12 protein-coding genes are annotated in these 18,275 nt (G+C 40.9%); 1 reads left to right on the plus strand and 11 read right to left on the minus strand.

Annotation, left to right across the window (positions count from 1 at the left end; all coding sequences use genetic code 11):
- Positions 1-87 precede the first annotated feature (87 nt).
- The 7 genes from VM932_RS14145 to uvrC form a co-directional block, all read right to left on the minus strand.
- Positions 88-2,736, minus strand: coding sequence for a TonB-dependent receptor (locus tag VM932_RS14145; protein ID WP_326279480.1), 2,649 nt, complete (start codon positions 2,734-2,736; stop codon positions 88-90).
- Positions 2,737-2,908: 172 nt separating this feature from the next.
- On the minus strand, positions 2,909-4,546 hold the full coding sequence (pgi, locus tag VM932_RS14150; protein ID WP_326279481.1) for a glucose-6-phosphate isomerase: 1,638 nt from the start codon (positions 4,544-4,546) through the stop codon (positions 2,909-2,911).
- Positions 4,546-5,829, minus strand: coding sequence for a M23 family metallopeptidase (locus VM932_RS14155; protein WP_326279483.1), 1,284 nt, complete (start codon positions 5,827-5,829; stop codon positions 4,546-4,548). The genes pgi and VM932_RS14155 overlap by 1 nt, the downstream gene beginning before the upstream one ends.
- Before the next feature lie 8 nt (positions 5,830-5,837).
- The gene (locus VM932_RS14160; RefSeq protein ID WP_326279485.1) at positions 5,838-6,812 is read right to left on the minus strand and encodes a tryptophan 2,3-dioxygenase family protein; all 975 of its coding nucleotides are present in this window, start codon (positions 6,810-6,812) and stop codon (positions 5,838-5,840) included.
- An 11-nt stretch (positions 6,813-6,823) separates the two neighbouring features.
- On the minus strand, positions 6,824-7,606 hold the full coding sequence (locus tag VM932_RS14165; protein ID WP_326279486.1) for a DUF3108 domain-containing protein: 783 nt from the start codon (positions 7,604-7,606) through the stop codon (positions 6,824-6,826).
- Positions 7,607-7,942: 336 nt separating this feature from the next.
- A complete protein-coding gene (locus VM932_RS14170) occupies positions 7,943-10,210 on the minus strand; it encodes a patatin-like phospholipase family protein (RefSeq protein ID WP_326279488.1) in 2,268 nt (755 codons plus the stop codon).
- Between the two features lie 3 nt (positions 10,211-10,213).
- Positions 10,214-12,007: an excinuclease ABC subunit UvrC gene (gene uvrC, locus VM932_RS14175; protein WP_326279490.1), complete on the minus strand. Its 1,794-nt coding sequence runs from the start codon at positions 12,005-12,007 to the stop codon at positions 10,214-10,216.
- A 475-nt stretch (positions 12,008-12,482) separates the two neighbouring features.
- Between uvrC and VM932_RS14180 the strand changes: the two genes are divergently transcribed.
- Positions 12,483-13,046, plus strand: a complete 564-nt coding sequence (locus VM932_RS14180; RefSeq protein ID WP_326279492.1) for a 5-formyltetrahydrofolate cyclo-ligase — start codon at positions 12,483-12,485, stop codon at positions 13,044-13,046.
- Here VM932_RS14180 and VM932_RS14185 read toward each other — a convergent pair.
- The 4 genes from VM932_RS14185 to ileS form a co-directional block, all read right to left on the minus strand.
- Complete coding sequence (locus VM932_RS14185) at positions 13,034-13,684, minus strand: lipoprotein signal peptidase (protein WP_326279493.1); 651 nt, start codon at positions 13,682-13,684, stop codon at positions 13,034-13,036. The two genes, VM932_RS14180 and VM932_RS14185, sit on opposite strands and share 13 nt — an antisense overlap.
- A gap of 33 nt (positions 13,685-13,717) precedes the next feature.
- Positions 13,718-14,299, minus strand: a complete 582-nt coding sequence (locus VM932_RS14190) for a DUF4097 family beta strand repeat-containing protein (protein ID WP_326279494.1) — start codon at positions 14,297-14,299, stop codon at positions 13,718-13,720.
- Positions 14,300-14,366: 67 nt separating this feature from the next.
- Positions 14,367-14,750 carry a TraR/DksA family transcriptional regulator gene (locus VM932_RS14195; protein ID WP_326279496.1) on the minus strand — a complete coding sequence of 128 codons (384 nt, stop codon included), beginning with the start codon at positions 14,748-14,750 and terminating at the stop codon, positions 14,367-14,369.
- A 3-nt stretch (positions 14,751-14,753) separates the two neighbouring features.
- Complete coding sequence (ileS, locus tag VM932_RS14200; protein WP_326279497.1) at positions 14,754-18,155, minus strand: isoleucine--tRNA ligase; 3,402 nt, start codon at positions 18,153-18,155, stop codon at positions 14,754-14,756.
- Between the last annotated feature and the right edge of the window lie 120 nt (positions 18,156-18,275).

Raw genomic sequence — 18,275 nt, forward strand, 5'->3', positions numbered from 1 at the left:
AAAAATCCAGCGAAGCTAGCTTCGCTGGATTGATTTAATTATTAAAAACTGTCAACCTATTTTAGGACGACTCAATCGGTATAACGATTAGAACCTGTAAGTCACACTTGCATTAAAAGTACGACCGTTTCCATAAAAAACACCGAAGGCATCAGTTTGGTTCAAATAAGCATGGTTGAACAAGTTGTAAACGTTTGTTCTTAATTCCATTTTGTTTGTTCCAAAGTCAAATGTGTATGCTGCTGTCATATCAAATAACGTGTAAGCATCCAACTTTGAGGTTTCATAAGAATTTCCTTCGGCAACAACATCAGCTACATCATTGAACTCATATAGGTTACTAAAGTGGTTCACATCAAAACCAACCTCAAATCCATTTGCAAAATCATAGTCAGCGTTAAGACCCATGGCAAACTGAGGTGCATTGCTAATCTCAACTCCATCAAGATTCACATTTCCATCAAAGAAGTTTGCTGGAAGTGGGTCACCATTTTGATCGGTATAATCATCAATTTGAGCATTGGTGAAGTATGTATTATCCCTAAAATCTCTTGTTCTGTAAGGAGTGCTTCCAGAGTATACCCAGTCTCCAATAGAAGTATAGCCCCCAATTATCAATCCTTGAGCCGCTCTCCATCGGGCAGTAAGCTCAATACCCTGGTGCAACTGTGTTACATCAGTTTGTTCACGGTTAATATCTACTTCTGTATCAGTAGCTATATCAACAATACTGTTACCATTGGCTATAAATCTGTTAGCCCATTCTGTCCTATACAAATCAATTGTGAATTGGAAATCATATGTGTTGAATTTATATCCAATTTCCAAGCCTGTAATCTCTTCATTTTCAACTTCTGGATCAGCCAGCTCAGCTGTACCTGAAAAAATATTATCCAAGAAAGGTTGACGGGAATAGAAACCTGCATTGGCATATACAGTGTTTTTTTCGTCAAAGTTATATGCTCCACCACTTTTCAGGTTGTATCCAAACTTGTTTGCCTTGTCGGATGTTTGGGTAGTCTGATTACCATTGATGTCAGTAGCGAATCTATCTTCCCTTTGATACGATTGGTTAGATATTGCTCCTTGAAAAAATACGGAAAATGCTTCTTCAGCATACTCAACCTGCCCGAACATTCCCTGATAGTTAATATCTTCGGAGTAATCGTAGTTGATTCTCTCGTCTTCATCAGCAAATGTTGTCAAGGTTTTCCATGGATTTATACTAAAAGATTCAGTAACGACTCTATCATCTGGCCTGTCGTTAGACCATCCAGAAAGTCCATAAAAATCAGCTACTTGCCTGAAGTGATCACCTGTATAAAATCTGAAATCGGCACCAACGTTAAAACTAAGGTTGTCGTTAAGGTCGTGACTAAAGTTGGATACCATTCCATACCATTGGTGATTGTTCATAGAAGCACGACGGATATAACCAGCTCCATTTGGTGCACTATAATCACCACCGATACCTACTTGAGCATTTCTTTCACGTGTTGCCGCATAGTCAATTTGTCCATCTATTCCTCCAGCAACAGGATAATCTGGTAATCTTAGGGCACTATTACCTCTTGGTCCAGTTCCACCACCACGACCCCAAGATGCGTAAAGCACTGTTGAAAGGTCTGATTTATCTGAAATATCCCAATCCCAGTTTAAGTTCATGACCGGCTTGTGGTAGAAGTTCGTTCTTTCAGACTCCAATTCACCTTCATCAAATCCCCAGTGTTGATTATATTTTCTTTTGGCTTCAACAACTTCCAAAGGCTGTGACCAACGCTGCATGTGCCATTGTGGGGCACCAAAAACCAAAAAGTTGAAGTTATGGTCTCCGATAAGTTTACCCACAGAGAAGAAATAATTCTGACCTTGTCCTTTAGTTCCTTCAGCAAACTTTCTTTGACCTTGCCAATGATCTAGCATAACTGAGAATCCCCAGCCATTCTCATTGATTCCTGAATCGTAAGAAGCAGTTGTCTTAAAGAAACTGTCGTTACCAACCATAAAACGACCGAAACCGCCTTCCCTTTTTTCAGTAGCTTTAGAAACGATGTTAACCGTACCTCCTACTGATGAAATGGCCAATTTGGAAGAGCCAAGCCCTCTTTGTACCTGAACTGCATTGGCAATGTCTGCCATACCAGCCCAATTGGACCAGTACATTCTTCCATCTTCCATGCCGTTGATGGGCTGTCCGTTCAATAGGAAGGCCGTGTTGGTTTGATCAAAACCTCTCAAGAACATTTGTGAATCCCCAAAACCTGTTTGGTTGGAAACATATACAGAAGGAACATTTTTCATTACCTCAGGGAATTCCACGTTACCAGCAGAAACAGCTTGTATTTCGTCTCTTTTAATTGTGGTTACAGCAATTGGTGTACTTCTGTCTTCTTCAAGGTCGATAATACCCGAACCAATTACAACAACTTCTCCCAATTCTTGTGCATCTGGCAACAATTCAATTGTTCCGAGATTTCCTGTTGAAGTAAATTCAACCTGTTTTTTAATAAAACCAATGTAAGAAACAATCAATGTTCCCGAACTTTGGTTTACCTCCAAAGTAAAGTTACCATCAAAATCTGTAGATGTACCATTAGAGGTACCTTTAACAACAACGCTGGCTCCTGGAAGCGGACCGCCAAGCTCGCCGTCAACTACAGTACCAGTAAGAGTTCCTTGTGCAAATGCCATCGCGGAAATAAAAATAGCCGCAAAAGCCAAGTAAATTCTTTTCATTTAATTCAGTGTTTAAGTGTTTAATTAGCCCTGCAAATGTGATTCATTTTTGACACTCTGCGATTAAGTCAAAGTTAAAATCGGGCAAATATAGTTAACACTAAATTAACAAATAAAGTTAACTGACAAACAATTGTTTACGGTTTTGTTCCTAATTTGAGAAGATAGCAGCCTACTCCTTAAAAAAATGTAAAAGATTCAATGTGGAACTATCGTGCTTGCCAATTTTTGAATTCTCGATGTCAATCAAAATATTTTTGGCCAATTGCTTGCCCAATTCCACCCCCCATTGATCATAGCTGAAGATATTCCAAACTACGCCCTGAACAAATATTTTATGCTCGTAAAGTGCAATCAATGCACCTAGGCTTTTGGGCGTAAGCTTTTTAATTAAAATGGTGTTGGTAGGTTTGTTTCCCTCAAAGATTTTGAAAGGAAGCAGTTTTTGAAGTTCTTCACCTGACAAGCCTTGGGACTCGAGTTCTTGTTTTACCTCATCAGCGGTTTTCCCGTTCATCAAGGCTTCGGTCTGTGCAAAAAAGTTGGCCATTAATTTATTATGATGGTCCACATCGCCATGCAATGATTCCTTATACCCGATAAAATCTGTTGGAATCAGTTTTGTTCCCTGGTGCATCAACTGGAAGAAGGCATGTTGCGAATTGGTTCCCGGCTCGCCCCAAATTATGGTGCCGGTTTCATGCCCAACCCTGTTTCCAGCTCTATCCATACTTTTTCCGTTGCTTTCCATAATACCTTGTTGCAAATATGCGGAAAAGCGGTGCAAGTATTGTGTGTATGGGATGATGGCCTCGGTCTCTGCCTTGTAAAAGTTGTTGTACCAAACACTGATTAAGCCCAACACCACCGGAATATTCTCTTTAAACGGGCTTCCCTTAAAATGGTCGTCCATTTCATTGGCTCCGGTCAAAAGGGCTTCAAAGTTTTCATAACCAACGGAAAGCGCAATGGATAATCCAACGGCGCTCCACAGCGAGAATCGACCGCCGACCCAATCCCACATGGGGAATACATTGTTATCGGCTATACCAAATTCCTTGATTTTTTCAAGGTTGGTGGACACTGCCACAAAATGATCGGCCACATCTTTTTCGGATGCACTTTGCAAGAACCATTTTTTAATGGTCAGTGCATTGGACAATGTTTCCTGCGTGGTAAACGACTTTGATACGATAACGAACAAAGTGGTCTCGGGGTCGAGTTCCTTCAACACTTCGTGAACTAAATCACCGTCCACATTGCTCACAAAATGCGTTTTTAGGTCATTTTGATAGAACTTCAATGCCTCGGTCACCATCACAGGTCCTAAATCCGACCCGCCGATTCCAATATTAACCACATCGGTAAAGGCTTTACCGCTATGCCCTTTTCTTTCTCCAGAAATAACGGCTTCTGAAAAAGATTTGATTTTTTCCTTGACCTCAAAAACCTCATCAACAATATTTTCTCCGTCAACAATAACCTTACCCCCCTTTTTGGCCCGCAAGGCGGTGTGCAGCACGGCCCTTCCTTCGGTTTGGTTTATAAGCTCTCCATTAAAGTAGCTTTTAATAGCGTCCTTCAATCCCACTTCGTCGGCCAGATCCAACAACAACTTCAAGGTTTTATCGGTAACCCTATTTTTTGAGTAGTCCACCAAAAAATCGTTCCAAAGTATAGCGTATTTTTTGCCACGGTCTTCTTCGGTCGCAAACAATTCCCTTAAATGTACTTCCTCGGTTTCTTTGTAATGTTCCTGAAGTTTTTTCCAAGATTCAGTGGTAGTAGGGTTGATTGTGGGTAGTGCCATTATTGGGTGTATGATATTAAGGTTTCTTCAGGTTCTTCTGGGGTTGGATCAACAAATTCGACACAGTCCAATTGTTCTTTTAAGGGGGTAATATGCGCCATATAGTCTGCGCGCAACGAATCTGCTATGGGTTCTGCAGCGGGAAGTTCTTCTTTAAATGGGTCCACCTGTCTTCCATTCTTCCAAAAACGGTAGCAAACATGGGGGCCTCCAGTATTTCCCGTCATTCCAATCCAACCAATTACATCGCCTTGGCGCACAAAGTCACCTCTCTTTACATTTTGTGCCTTCATATGGAGGTATTGAGTGCTGTAGGTACTATTGTGCTTGATCTTGACATATTTTCCGTTGCCGCCCCTTCGGGTAGATTCCGTTACGGTTCCATCCGCGGTAGCCACAATTGGCGTTCCTATTGGTGCGGCAAAATCTGTTCCTTTATGGGGCCGAACTTTGTAACCATAGTAAGCTATCCTTCTTTTAAGGTTATAGCGAGATGACAAACGATACCTAAATTTAACCGGTGCACGTAAAAAGGTACTGCGTAAGTTATTGGCATCTTGATCAAAATACTCCAAAATATGGTTAGTGGCATCTGATATATAGGGAAAAGCATAAATGGCTTTTCCTTTATGCTCAAAATAAGCTGCCTTTATGGAACCAATACCTGCATAAATACTGTCATTGATATAGCGCTCATCAAAAACCACCTTGAACTTGTCTCCTTTGTCCAATCGTCCAAAATCGATGGTCCATGCATATATATCGGAAAGCGCAAAGGTTAGATTGTAATCCACTCCCAAAGTATCAATGGACATGGACAAACTATGATCGATAACCCCTCCTATCTCACGCTCTACCAACGTTACTTTTTTCTTGCTCTTGTAGGCTTTGGTAGAATCGCGGAGGTCTACCACCGTATAGTTTATTTTATCGTTTTGATAGATAAAGACTTCGGCAACCTCGGAAGTGTCCTTGGATTTAAGGATCAGGTAGGGTTTGCCTACCATGATCTTGCGGACATCGAAAGTATCTCGATATTTTTCGGAAATGGCGGCAATCTTTGGGTAATCTACCTTGTTCTTGAGCATAAGCTCACCAAAACTATCGCCACTGCGGACAGTATCGTGGACTACATTGAACTCATCCAAATTAAAGCCATAGCGCAGCACTGGAAGTTTTTCTATCGGTTCTGCCTTTGCTACTTCATTAATAACCGGTTCTTTCGTCTGTTTACACGATATGAGCACTGCCAGCGTCAATATCGCCCCAATAATTTTCCGCATTTCTCTTCTTATTCCTTGTATTCTTCTTTTTCGGGATTAAAAACATGATCGACCCATTGTTTGCCCCATGTATCCAACTCTTCTTTGGTATGCAAAGTTGGGAAAAAAATTATTTTCTGGAAACTTGGCGGCAAATAGTCCTTCCAATTAGTGCCTCCAGTTGCCTCGACATCTTGGCCTTCCCTTGCCAAATATCTGTGTGCCGATCCCATGTGCATCAACGGCCAATTTACATTGGCATTCAAATCCATTGTCTTTAACGCAGAAATCAGTTCTTCATTGTTTTTGGATGCATCGGGTAGTTGAAGATATTTGTGGTATATGGTACTGTTCTTTACCTGATTGGCAATCCGCAAGAGTCTGGGCGTGTATCTTACCTCAAACTGTTTCAGTGTAAGGGTTTTTTCGCCCGTTGCCAAATCGGTTGCTCCTTTTTTCCAATATACGTGTTCAAAAAGTTCTTCTATGCTGTTTTCCGAAGAAAACAACCCCCTTTCAGATGGATGTACCATATTCTCCAACGGGGTTGCGTAGAACTCTATCATCCTGTATTGTGCCGATTGGAATCCACTTGCCGGAAGCAAGGCCATTCGGTAACGCAGGAATTGCTCCCTTTCCATACCTTTGATCATAATACTAAAGGAGGATATAAGGGCCTTGAAGTAACTGTTGATTCTTCGAACTTTTTCTATAAAAAAAGCTACATCCTGGGATTTGTCTTCAACAATCTGTTTTTGTTCATGTAGAATAAGTTTGAAGTACAGCTCTGTAATCTGGTGGTACATGATGAAGATTTCCTCATCCGGAAAATGTGTTCGCGGTACTTGAAGACTGAGCAAGGTATCCAAGCGGATATAATCCCAATAAGTAAGATATCTCTCGTAAAGGAGTCCATCCAAGTAAGAACTTAAGTCCTGCCCCGAGTTTTTGAACTTTTCCTCTAGTTTATTGATTTGGGAAGCGATTTTTGCATCCTTATCCATTAATCTCGATACTAATCCATTATTATTTTAAACTGGTTCTTAAGTCCATTATAGCCGTCTAAGTCCGCCTTTAATGACCCTACGGCCAAATCTGCCTTGATCCGAATGGGTATTTTGTTCCAATCATTGGAAACCCAAAGCGTAAGACTCTCTTTTTCCTTAAAAACACGACCGGACTGAACCAAAGGTCTAAATTTAAGACATTCTACCTTTCCAAACTTGGTCCTAAGGATTTCTTTTCCCAAATATTTTAACTGGAACTTAAAAACCCCGTCATCGTCAAAAAGCATATCCAAATTAATGGATTCCCCTTCTTCAAACTCTTCAAGATTGTAGTTGCTTCTTAAATAATACGAAGCGGAAATCAAATCCTGGATCCCATCATGTATGGCAATGTTCTTTTTTGTATCATTTTTATTGTCAATCAGAATCGCTTTGTCCTTATCGTAATCAAATTCAATTTCTATGTCCTTGGTATAACCGCCTTCATCTATTTTTCGGATAAACTTGTAGGGTTTACCGTGTTCACGGCCAAAATAGCTTTCGTAGGTATCGTCGACCTTAAAAAAGATACTTGCAAATCCGGTAGTCCTCCCCTTGCCCACAACGTGATATACGGGAATATTGTCCAAGTTTTCGGAAGTCAAGTGCAATGTGGCATAACTGGCATTTAGGATGCCATAGTGTATCCTAAATTTTAGCCATTCACCTGGTTTAAAGGCAGGGCGTGAACTTTGACCCATAACGGACATTGACAAAAGAAGCAGTAGTGTAGGTATTATAGTCTTTTTCATTTGCAATTTTATTGGTATAAAATTAGTAAAATCACTTTAGGGGCCATGCTGTTCACATATACTTAAACAAAACTTATTCCAAAATAGTATAAACAAAAAAAGCCCAGTCTTAAGACTGGGCTTTTCCTAAATAACCAACCAAACTTTAAATTATGAAAAACCAATACTTAAAGTTATAAGGGAACCACCCCTTATGTGGGTCAAAGATACGGCAAGGTTTTGTAGGAAAAAGTGTTTTTAACGGACTTTAACTAAACACTTATATTATTGGTTGATTTTATCGGTTTTTTTGACAAATTATTAAGAGAATTGGGCTGATTGATCAAGTGATTTTTATTAGAACCAATACCCGACACTGAAGAAGATATTGCTTTCACTAATCTCCGGAGACCACGAATAGTAAACTTGAATTGGTCCTAGAAAAGATTCGAAACCATAGCCTACCCCATATCCTGAAAAACTCGGCTCTTTGAACCAATCCCCTGTTCTAAAAAGATCGTCGTTGATATTGGCATAATTTGCAGAAAACAAAAAGTGGTGCTTGTAGGTAAATTCGTAATCCAAACGACCATATCCTTTAATGTAACTATTGCCTGGCAAGCTAAGAAAATCGTAACCGAAGAAGGGCACAAAATTGTTTACAAAGTCGTTGCCAAAACCTCCCAGGATAAAATCAAAAGAAGTTACTTGCGAAGTTCCAAGCTTTACACCTCCATCCGCTTCCAGCTGTAAGCTTAAGTTATTTAGCATTGAAAATGTGCCGCCAAACTTAGTCTTTGCTACGGCAAACTGGCTAAAATTATTGTTATAATCGGAAGAGAACGCGTAAAAGTGAAAATCGCCATCGAACAAAAGCCCTTTGGTGGGAAAGTATTTATCATCGTACGTGTCCAGTTTTATTTGGGAGAACGCGCTAAAATAATTGGAGTTTTCAAAAGTAGTCCTTTTGTTGGATGCCGACATTGCAACCTCCCCATCTGTATCTATTTGGTTTAGTGTTCGAGTACTATAGTTCAAGAATTTGTACTCTGCTCCAATGGTAAAGGCAAACTCTTCTTGGAGAACGGTTTGCAGATATACTTGGTTGGTAAGGTCGGTCACATCTATATTAATTCTTTGGATATTGGGATTGTTCGGAACATTAAAGTTGCCTTGAATCAAAGAAAAATCGGTTTCAGCATCAAAATCGGTCAATTTTGAATTTATCCCAAGGCTCCAGTAATAGCCTTTATCCAAATAGTACTGCATGTTGTACCTAATATGGTCGCCCAATATAAAATCAAAGGAAGCCACATCATCCTTCATTAAAAAATTCTTTTTGGTGAGATTGATCAATGCCGCACTTTTATATAGATCATCATAATGAGCAGACATTTTTATGAACATTTTGGTGGGGTTCTCTTTGAGTTTTAGAATCAAGTCCGTGCCCAGACCGTTAGATACAAGGTCGTACCGGATTGCCTTAAAGTTTCCCGTTGCAGAAAGATTGCTCATTCCTTGCTTTAAATCATCAAACGAAATCTTCTCCGCCAGATTAAACCTCAACTTACCTTTAATGTACCCTCTGGTGTACTGGTCGTTACCTTTAATGATCATCCTGTTGATGGTTAGGCTGTCTACCATCTTGATTCTTTTACGGGGTTTTGGGGCTTCATCTTGACTTTGTGCTATTTGTTTTAGCTCATCCATTTTATTTTGAGCCGCAGCTTCCCCACTCTTCAGAATTTGTTTGCCCTTATCAAAAGCAATAACGGAAAATTCGTCAATGTCCGGCCGGATATACAAATCGGTTTCCTTGGATTTTTTCTTCATATCGTTTACCGTACGATAATTGTTGATCTGGAGCAATATTTCCGTAGCCGAAGAAAGTGATTCCCTTGTGGCCAGATCGTGTTGCACGTCTACCCCAATAATAATGTCTGCCCCCATTGCCTTTACTTGATTTATAGGGTAATTGTTCACCACGCCGCCATCGATCAAGATCTGTCCATCGATCTCAGCAGGTTCAAAAAGTGAAGGGAATGTCCCACTTGCCACAATGGCCTCGGGCAGATATCCTTTGTCCAGAAGAACCTCTTCCCCAGTTTCTACATTGGTGGCCACACACAAGAAAGGTGTAGGCAATTTTCTGAAATCCTGCACATCCTTTACATGGTACAAGAGCTGAACCAATAGGTTGTATATGTTCTGTCCGCCAGAAATAGCTTGCGGGAAGGTTACCTTAAAATTTTCGAAAGGCAAGGAAAGGGCATAGCGTTCGGAATCCTCTTTCTCGTAAAATGTTTTTGCACTTCGGGGAACATTGTCCTGTATCAAATCGGTAAAATCGGTACTCCTAAAAATGGAATCCAATTGCTGGGCGGAGTAGCCCGATGCGTACAAAGCCCCAACAATGGCCCCCATACTGGTTCCGCCAATATAATCCACTTTAACACCAGCTTCCTCAATAATCTTTAATGCGCCAATATGAGCCAAACCCTTGGCACCGCCTCCACTTAGTACCAGCCCAACTTTTGGCGACTTTTTGTCTGTAGTGTTTTGGGCCATCCCCACCACACCTAGTAAAGCAATTAAAAGTGTTGTGATTGTTAGTTTTTTTCGCATTGCTCACTTATGAAAAGTTTTATAAATCTTCTTTGCCTTGGACACCCCAACGGAAGCTGTTAAAGTTTCCAGGGACGCTTCTTTGATTCGTTTTACCGATTTAAAGCTTTTTAGTAGTTGCTGGGCGGTTTTTTCCCCTATCCCCTCAATATTAACCAATTCTGAACTAATTGCACCCTTACTCCTTTTGTTCCGGTGATGGGTGATCCCAAACCGGTGGGCTTCATTTCGGAGCTGTTGGATTATTTTTAAACTTTCCGACCTTTTGTCCAAATACAGCGGTACCGGGTCGTCCGGAAAATAGATTTCTTCCAACCGCTTGGCAATGCCAATAATGGCTATTTTTCCACGTAGCCCCAAAACTTCCAAACTCTTTAACGCCGACGATAATTGCCCTTTTCCTCCATCTATTACAATAAGTTGGGGCAGGGATTCTTCTTCTTCGAGCAACCTTTTGTACCTCCTAAATACTACTTCCTCCATACTGGCAAAGTCGTCCGGTCCCTCCACAGTTTTTATATTGAAGTGACGATATTCTTTTTTTGAGGGTTTTCCATCCTTGAAAACAACACAGGCCGCAACGGGATTACTGCCTTGTATGTTGGAATTATCAAAACACTCAATATGTCGTGGCTCCTCCGAAAGCCTTAAATCCGACTTCATTTGTGCCATGATGCGTTTGGTATGGCGGTCTGGGTCGGTAATTTTGATTTGCTTTAGCCTATCCTGCCTATAAAACCTTGCGTTGCGTTCGGACAGATCTAATATCCTGCGTTTATCGCCCAACTTGGGCAGGGTCATCTTTACATCATCTTCCACGATAACCGGAAAGGGCAAATACACTTCCTTGGATTGTGAGTTGAAGCGCTGTCTAATTTCCGTAATTCCCAATTGGAGCAATTCTTCATCGGTTTCATCAAGCTTCTTCTTTATTTCCAGAGTATGAGACCTAATTATGGCCCCGTGGGAAATCTGTAAAAAGTTGACATAGGCATGGGTCTCATCAGAAATAACCGAAAATACATCCACATTGTTGATCTTGGGGTTCACTACAGTGGATTTGGCTTGATAATTTTGCAGAACTTCAATCTTATCCTTCACACGCTGTGCCTTTTCAAATTCCATTTTCTCGGCAAAATCCTTCATTTGCTGCTTAAAGGTCTGTATGGAGTTTTTTAAGTTTCCTTTTATGATCTGCCTAATATCTTCTATCCGGTCATGATACTCTTTTTCGCCCTGAAGTCCCTCGCAAGGCCCCAAACAATTGCCCAAATGATAGTCCAAGCATACTTTATATTTACCGGCATCTATTTTTTCTTCGGATAGGTCGTAGTTGCAGGTACGCAATGGGTACAGGCTCTTTACCAGATCCAGAAGCGTCCTCACCGTTTTCATGCTGGTGTAGGGGCCAAAGTATTCGGAACCGTCCTTGATCAGTTTTCGTGTGGAAAATACTCTGGGGAATCTTTCATTTTTAATACAGATCCACGGATAGGATTTATCGTCCTTGAGCAAAACGTTGTATCGGGGCAACAGTTTTTTAATGAGATTGTTCTCCAGCAAAAGGGCGTCCGACTCCGTAGGCACCACAATATGTTTAATGGAATGGATCTTCTTTACCAGCACCCGGGTTTTGCCATACTCTTGTTTTTTATTGAAATACGAGGAAACCCTCTTTTTAAGGTTTTTGGCCTTGCCCACATATAAAATCTTTCCATCGGCATCATAAAATTGATAAACCCCTGGATTGTTGGGCAGCGAGCTTAACTGTACTTTTAAAGATGCTGATTTGGACATAAGTAGTTCTAAAATGAACTGTTTTTGACTTTATAACAAAGTTATATTTTAATTGTGGTGATAATTGTTAAACTTGATGAATTCACGTTTTGCGTTCATATTTGACCGTTTTCACTTTAAAATCCGTCAAAAAGCACACAAAATCAGAATTTTGGCTACCCTATCCCAAACAAGGGTTTGTCCCTAAAAAAACTATGGAAATTGGACAATTTGATGATTGAGGTTTGGTTTAATTTGTTAAACAGTTGCTAAAAATTGTGCATTTCGTCGATAAAAAGTGCATTTCATGGTAAAATTTTCAATTGTTTTACTTACATTTAACCATCTAAATACAGTCCGATGGAAAACTATATTATCGTTTTGGGAATGTACTTGATTTTGATGCTTTTCTTCAAAATATTTTTCTTCGTTGCAACCAACAAGGGAGAATAATGCTCCATTGCCCAAAAACAACCCCAAAATCTTCAACAGTTAAATGTTGAAACGTGAACTTAGAAAAAAATACACAAATCTGAGAGCAGCTATTACTCCTGCAAAAGCCTCGGATTTGAGTTTAGTGTTAGCCAACAATATACTCCAAATCCCTATCTGGGATTTTTTTTATTTCCATATATTTCTGAGCATAGAGGAAAAGAGCGAAGTGGACACTTTGCCTTTGATAACACTTCTCCAAGGAAAGGATAAAAACGTGGTGGTCCCCAAAGTGGTAAGCAGCAATTCCATGGAAAATTATTTGCTCACCGACAATACTTCTTTAAAAAAAAGTGCCTGGGGCGTACCCGAACCTGTGGATGGCATTGAAGTCCCTGAAAACAAAATTGATGTAGTCTTTGTACCCTTATTGGCTTTTGACTCCTTGGGTAACCGGGTGGGATACGGAAAGGGCTTTTACGATACCTTTTTGAACAAATGCCCCAAGGAAACCATAAAAATTGGCTTATCGTTTTTTGAAGCTGAAAATGAACGAATTACCGATGTCCATAAAAACGACGTAAAATTGGACTACTGCGTTACCCCAAAAAAGGTTTATGCATTCTGATCGGCAACGGCTTCTTTCTTATCTTCCTCCTTTGGAAATGCTTTTTTATTGAAAACAATCAAAATTCCTACCCCTGTACTTATTGCGGTATCGGCAATGTTGAACACTGGCTCAAAAAAGCGAAAACGTTGACCTCCCCATGAGGGAACCCAATCTGGCCATGTGGTATCCACCAAAGGAAAGTAAAGCATGTCCACCACTTTGCCGTGGAACAAACTTCCATAAGGCTCTTCCGCAAAAAGCGTAGCTACCTGACCATGGCTGTGGTCAAAAATAAGTCCGTAGAAAACAGAATCGATAATGTTACCTACCGCTCCGGCAAAAATTAGGGAAACCGCCAAAATCAAAGTTTTGGGTGACTGTTTTCTAATAATGTCCCACAACCAATATCCAATTCCAAAAACGGCAAAAATCCTGAATATCGTCAAAACCAGTTTTCCCACTGGCTCGGATATTGGCAGCAAATCACTCAATTTTGTGCCCCAAGCAGCGCCTTCATTCTCAATAAAAAGTATTTTGAACCAACTGAAAACCTCATGCGCCTCACCCAATATAAAACTGGTTTTGATATAGATTTTACTGATCTGGTCCACCAATAGGATCAGAATGATTATAATAAGGGACTTCTTTAAATTCATTATTCTATTAAAAGGGTAGCAAAAATATGGATATTATTTTGTTTTGGTTAAGAAGATGTCTCCTTCTATCGTCTTCAGAACAAATTGATTGTGACCAAAGGGTATTGTTTCCTTCTCTACTCTTCCGTAAGTGCTCTCCGCAACAATATCTCCACTCGGTACAGTTACCGTAATATCCCCTTTTTGGGTGGTCACCTTAACAGATTCGGAAACATTCTCCAAGGTACAGCGCCCATCGGACAAGGTAACGTTCAAATCTCTATATTTTCCCGAAACATACAAATTGGTATTGGTTCCAAATACATCTACACTTTTATATTCGGGAACACTAATTTCCAAAGCTATGGAAACAACTTTGTGCGCACTGAGTTTGTCGTTGGGGTTTACAAAAAGGGGTTGAAAGCCAGCACTTATCATGGCCGTGGTCCCGCTTTGTTCAATGGATATCAATAAATCTTTGGCATATTCCCCCTCCATACTTGCAGCGACCTGTACCTCATCGGACGATGTGGTCTTTAAATCAATTCGGTAACAATATTGGGCATCTATTTGAATAGTTTCCGTGCGAGGGCCAATAAAGGCTTTCCTTACTGATTTTTGCGCGTGAGTATTCACGAGCGTAAAAAAAACCAGCAAAAACAATAGTGCCCTCATAAATAAAAAACGCCCGAAGGCGTTTCAATTACTTCTGCATGTTCTTCGCCTCAATGCTCAAAGTAGCATGGGGCACAAGCTTTAATCGCTCCTTGTTGATGAGCTTACCGGTAACCCTGCAAACACCATAGGTCTTGTTCTCGATTCTCAATAGCGCATTCTTTAAGTCGCGGATAAATTTCTCCTGACGGATGGCCAATTGGGTGTTCGCTTCCTTGCTCATGGTCTCAGAGCCCTCTTCAAATGCTTTAAACGTTGGTGAAGTATCATCTGTACCGTTGTTACCATCGTTCATATAGGAGCTCTTTAAAAGTTCCAAGTGTTTCTTGGCCTTCTCTATTTTTTCCTCTATCAAAGCCCTGAATTCTGCAAGGTCATTGTCGGAATATCTTACTGTTGAATCTTCTGCCATTTTCTAATGTTTTTGAATAAACAATTTTGTATTCACTTCATCAAAGGCAATTGCTATACCTTCTTCAAGTTTTTCTTCAAAGTTGAGCTCAGCGGTCAAAGTTTCCGTTTTGATGTAATCCTCGTTACTGGAAACCGCATTTTCCACAAAGCCGTCCTTCAATATCTTAATATCAATTTTATCAGTCACCTCAAACCCGGATTCCTTTCGAAGATTCTGGATTCGGTTCACCAGCTCTCTCGCAATACCTTCTTTTCTTAAGGTTTCATCTATGGTAACATCCAGCGCTACGGTCAATGGACCGGAACTGGCCACCAACCAACCTTCGATGTCTTGGGAACTTATATCTACATCGGTTAACTGTAAATTAACGGTTTTATTTTCCAACTGTAGCAATAATTCTCCCTCGCGTTCCATTTTTTGTATGTCCTCTTGGCCCAATTTAGATACTCCGGCAGCAATTGCTTTCATATCCTTACCAAATTTTGGGCCCAACACCTTAAAGTTGGGTTTTATTTGTTTTACCAGAACTCCTGAAGCATCGTCCAACATCTCAATTTCCTTCACGTTTACTTCGGATTTCACCAAATTGGAAACCGCTTCAATATCACTCCTTTGCTCATCATCCAAAACTGGGATCATGATTTTTTGAAGCGGTTGGCGTACCTTTATTTTCTCCTTCTGACGGATGGAAAGTACCAAAGAGGAAATTTTTTGGGCCAACTGCATTTTGCGTTCCAAGTCTTTGTTTACCATATTGGCATCAAAAACAGGGAACTCGGCTAAGTGTACACTTTCAAAACCTTCCTTTTTGGTGGTAGCGTCCAAATCCCTGTACAGTTGATCCATAAAAAATGGGGCGATCGGGGCAGATAATTTGGCTACTGTGGATAAACAAGTATAAAGGGTTTGGTAAGCCGAAATCTTATCGGTTTGATAATCGCCTTTCCAGAAACGTCTTCTGCTCAAACGCACATACCAATTGCTCAAATTCTCCTGTACGTAATCGGAAATCATCCTTGCTGCCCGGGTAGCTTCGTAATCTCCGTAGGCTTCATCCACATTTTTGATCAAGGTATGGAGCTCGGACAAAATCCATTGGTCAATTTCTGGCCTTTCCTTTAACGGAATATCGGCCTCGGAATAATCAAATTCATCAATATTGGCATAAAGTGCCATAAAGGAGTAGGTGTTGTAGAGCGTTCCGAAGAACTTTCGTTTTACCTCAACAACGCCTTCGATATCAAATTTGAGATTGTCCCATGGGTTGGCATTGGAAATCATGTACCAACGTGTGGCATCGGGGCCATGCTCCGGCAACACCTCGAACGGATCTACCGCATTGCCCAATCGTTTGGACATCTTTTTGCCTTCCTTGTCCAAAACTAGCCCGTTGGAGACTACATTTTTGTAGGCAATGCTATCAAAAACCATAGTGGCGATCGCATGCAGGGTATAGAACCAACCACGGGTCTGATCCACACCTTCAGCAATAAAATTGGCCGGAAATGCAATTCCATCATCAATGAGTTCCTTGTTCTCAAAAGGATAGTGCCATTGGGCGTAGGGCATGGAACCACTATCAAACCAAACATCGATAAGATCTGCTTCGCGCTTCATGGGCTGTCCAGATGGCGAAACCAAAGTGATGCCATCCACTATATTTTTATGCAGGTCGATTTTATCGTAGTTGGACTCGCTCATATCACCAACCACAAAATCCTCAAAAACATCCTTCTCCAACACACCTGCCTCAACAGCTTTGGTCATTTCTGACTTTAGTTCTTCCACGGAACCAATCATCAGTTCCTCCTTGCCATCTTCGGTGCGCCAAATGGGCAATGGAATACCCCAGTATCGTGATCGGGACAGGTTCCAGTCGTTTGCATTGGCCAACCAGTTTCCAAAACGACCTTCGCCAGTGGATTTTGGTTTCCAGTTGATGGTCTGGTTTAGCTCGAACATACGGTCTTTTACATCCGTTACTTTGATAAACCAGGAGTTTAACGGGTAATAAAGGATAGGTTTGTCCGTACGCCAGCAGTTCGGGTAGCTGTGCACATATTTTTCGACCTTAAAGGCCTTATTCTCTATTTTCAGTTTGATGGCAATCTCAACATCAACAGACTTTTCGGGTGCTTCACCCTCATCATAGTATTCGTTCTTTACATATTTGCCGCCAAATTCCTTCATTTCAGGTCTAAACCTGCCTTGCAGGTCAACGAGCGGAATCGGATTGCCATTTTCATCCAAAACCAACATCGGCGGAATCTCTGGAGTGGCTTGTTTTGCCACCAAGGCATCGTCCGCACCAAAGGTGGGTGCCGTGTGCACGATTCCCGTACCATCTTCTGTGGTTACAAAATCACCTGGAATTATTCTGAAAGCATTTTCCGGGTTTTGGTAGGGCTGCACATAATCAATCAACTGCTCGTACCGGATGCCTACCAAATCCTTGCCCACAAAAGTTTCGCACACCAAATATGGAATCTTTTTATCGCCTTCTTGGAATACATTCAATTCCTCTTCTGTCTCAACCTTAGAGAACTTTCCTGAAAAATTGTAGTTTACCAAGTTTTTGGCCACCACCACATTGATAGGTTCAAACGTATATTGGTTGAAGGTTTTTACCAACACATAATCTATTTTTGGACCAACTGTCAACGCCGTATTAGATGGAAGCGTCCAAGGTGTGGTGGTCCAAGCTAAAAAATAAATATCCCCATCAACTTTCTTCAAAAATTCTGGAAGCGAATCGATTTTGGCCTTGAATTGCGCGGTTACCGTGGTATCCGTCACATCTTGATAGGTCCCTGGCTGGTTCAGTTCGTGTGAGCTTAACCCGGTACCCGCCTTTGGGGAATAGGGCTGTATGGTATAGCCTTTATAGATAAGCCCTTTGTCGTAAATCTGTTTAAGCAACCACCAAACGGATTCCATGTACTTGGACTTGTAGGTGATGTACGGATTGTCCATATCCACCCAATACCCCACTTTTTCGGTCATCTCGTTCCAAACGTCCGTATAGCGCATTACCGCTTTTTTACAGGCTGCATTGTATTCTTCAACCGATATTTTTTTGCCAATATCCTCTTTGGTGATGCCCAGTTCTTTTTCCACGCCGATCTCTACAGGTAGGCCGTGGGTATCCCATCCCGCTTTTCTTTTTACCTGAAATCCCTTCATGGTTTTGTACCGCGGAAATATATCCTTGATGGTACGTGCCATAACGTGGTGGATCCCGGGCATTCCGTTTGCAGATGGCGGTCCTTCGAAGAACACATAGCTTTCCTTGCCTTCCCGTGTGGAAACGCTCTTTTCAAAAATCTGTTTGTCCTTCCAAAAGTCAAGAATTTCTTCAGATACTTTTGGCAAATCCAATCCCTTATATTCCGCAAACTTCATATACTGCTTCTTCTACTAGAATTCAAGTTTGCAAAATTATAAATTTAGATGGAATTACACCCTCCCTTTTTGCATTAGAATTCACTTAATTCCCTTAACCTAAATATGATAAGCACCAAA

Origin of the sequence: Flagellimonas halotolerans, from assembly GCF_035818535.1 — a bacterium.
GTDB lineage: Bacteria > Bacteroidota > Bacteroidia > Flavobacteriales > Flavobacteriaceae > Flagellimonas > Flagellimonas halotolerans.

Bases quoted from the DNA above. Each gene is read 5' to 3' on its own strand.
- VM932_RS14145 (WP_326279480.1), bottom strand. From the start codon at position 2,736: ATGAAAAGAATTTACTTGGCTTTTGCGGCTATTTTTATTTCCGCGATG.
- pgi (WP_326279481.1), bottom strand. From the start codon at position 4,546: ATGGCACTACCCACAATCAACCCTACTACCACTGAATCTTGGAAAAAA.
- VM932_RS14155 (WP_326279483.1), bottom strand. From the start codon at position 5,829: ATGCGGAAAATTATTGGGGCGATATTGACGCTGGCAGTGCTCATATCG.
- VM932_RS14160 (WP_326279485.1), bottom strand. From the start codon at position 6,812: ATGGATAAGGATGCAAAAATCGCTTCCCAAATCAATAAACTAGAGGAA.
- VM932_RS14165 (WP_326279486.1), bottom strand. From the start codon at position 7,606: ATGAAAAAGACTATAATACCTACACTACTGCTTCTTTTGTCAATGTCC.
- VM932_RS14170 (WP_326279488.1), bottom strand. From the start codon at position 10,210: ATGCGAAAAAAACTAACAATCACAACACTTTTAATTGCTTTACTAGGT.
- uvrC (WP_326279490.1), bottom strand. From the start codon at position 12,007: ATGTCCAAATCAGCATCTTTAAAAGTACAGTTAAGCTCGCTGCCCAAC.
- VM932_RS14180 (WP_326279492.1), top strand. From the start codon at position 12,483: ATGTTGAAACGTGAACTTAGAAAAAAATACACAAATCTGAGAGCAGCT.
- VM932_RS14185 (WP_326279493.1), bottom strand. From the start codon at position 13,684: ATGAATTTAAAGAAGTCCCTTATTATAATCATTCTGATCCTATTGGTG.
- VM932_RS14195 (WP_326279496.1), bottom strand. From the start codon at position 14,750: ATGGCAGAAGATTCAACAGTAAGATATTCCGACAATGACCTTGCAGAA.
- ileS (WP_326279497.1), bottom strand. From the start codon at position 18,155: ATGAAGTTTGCGGAATATAAGGGATTGGATTTGCCAAAAGTATCTGAA.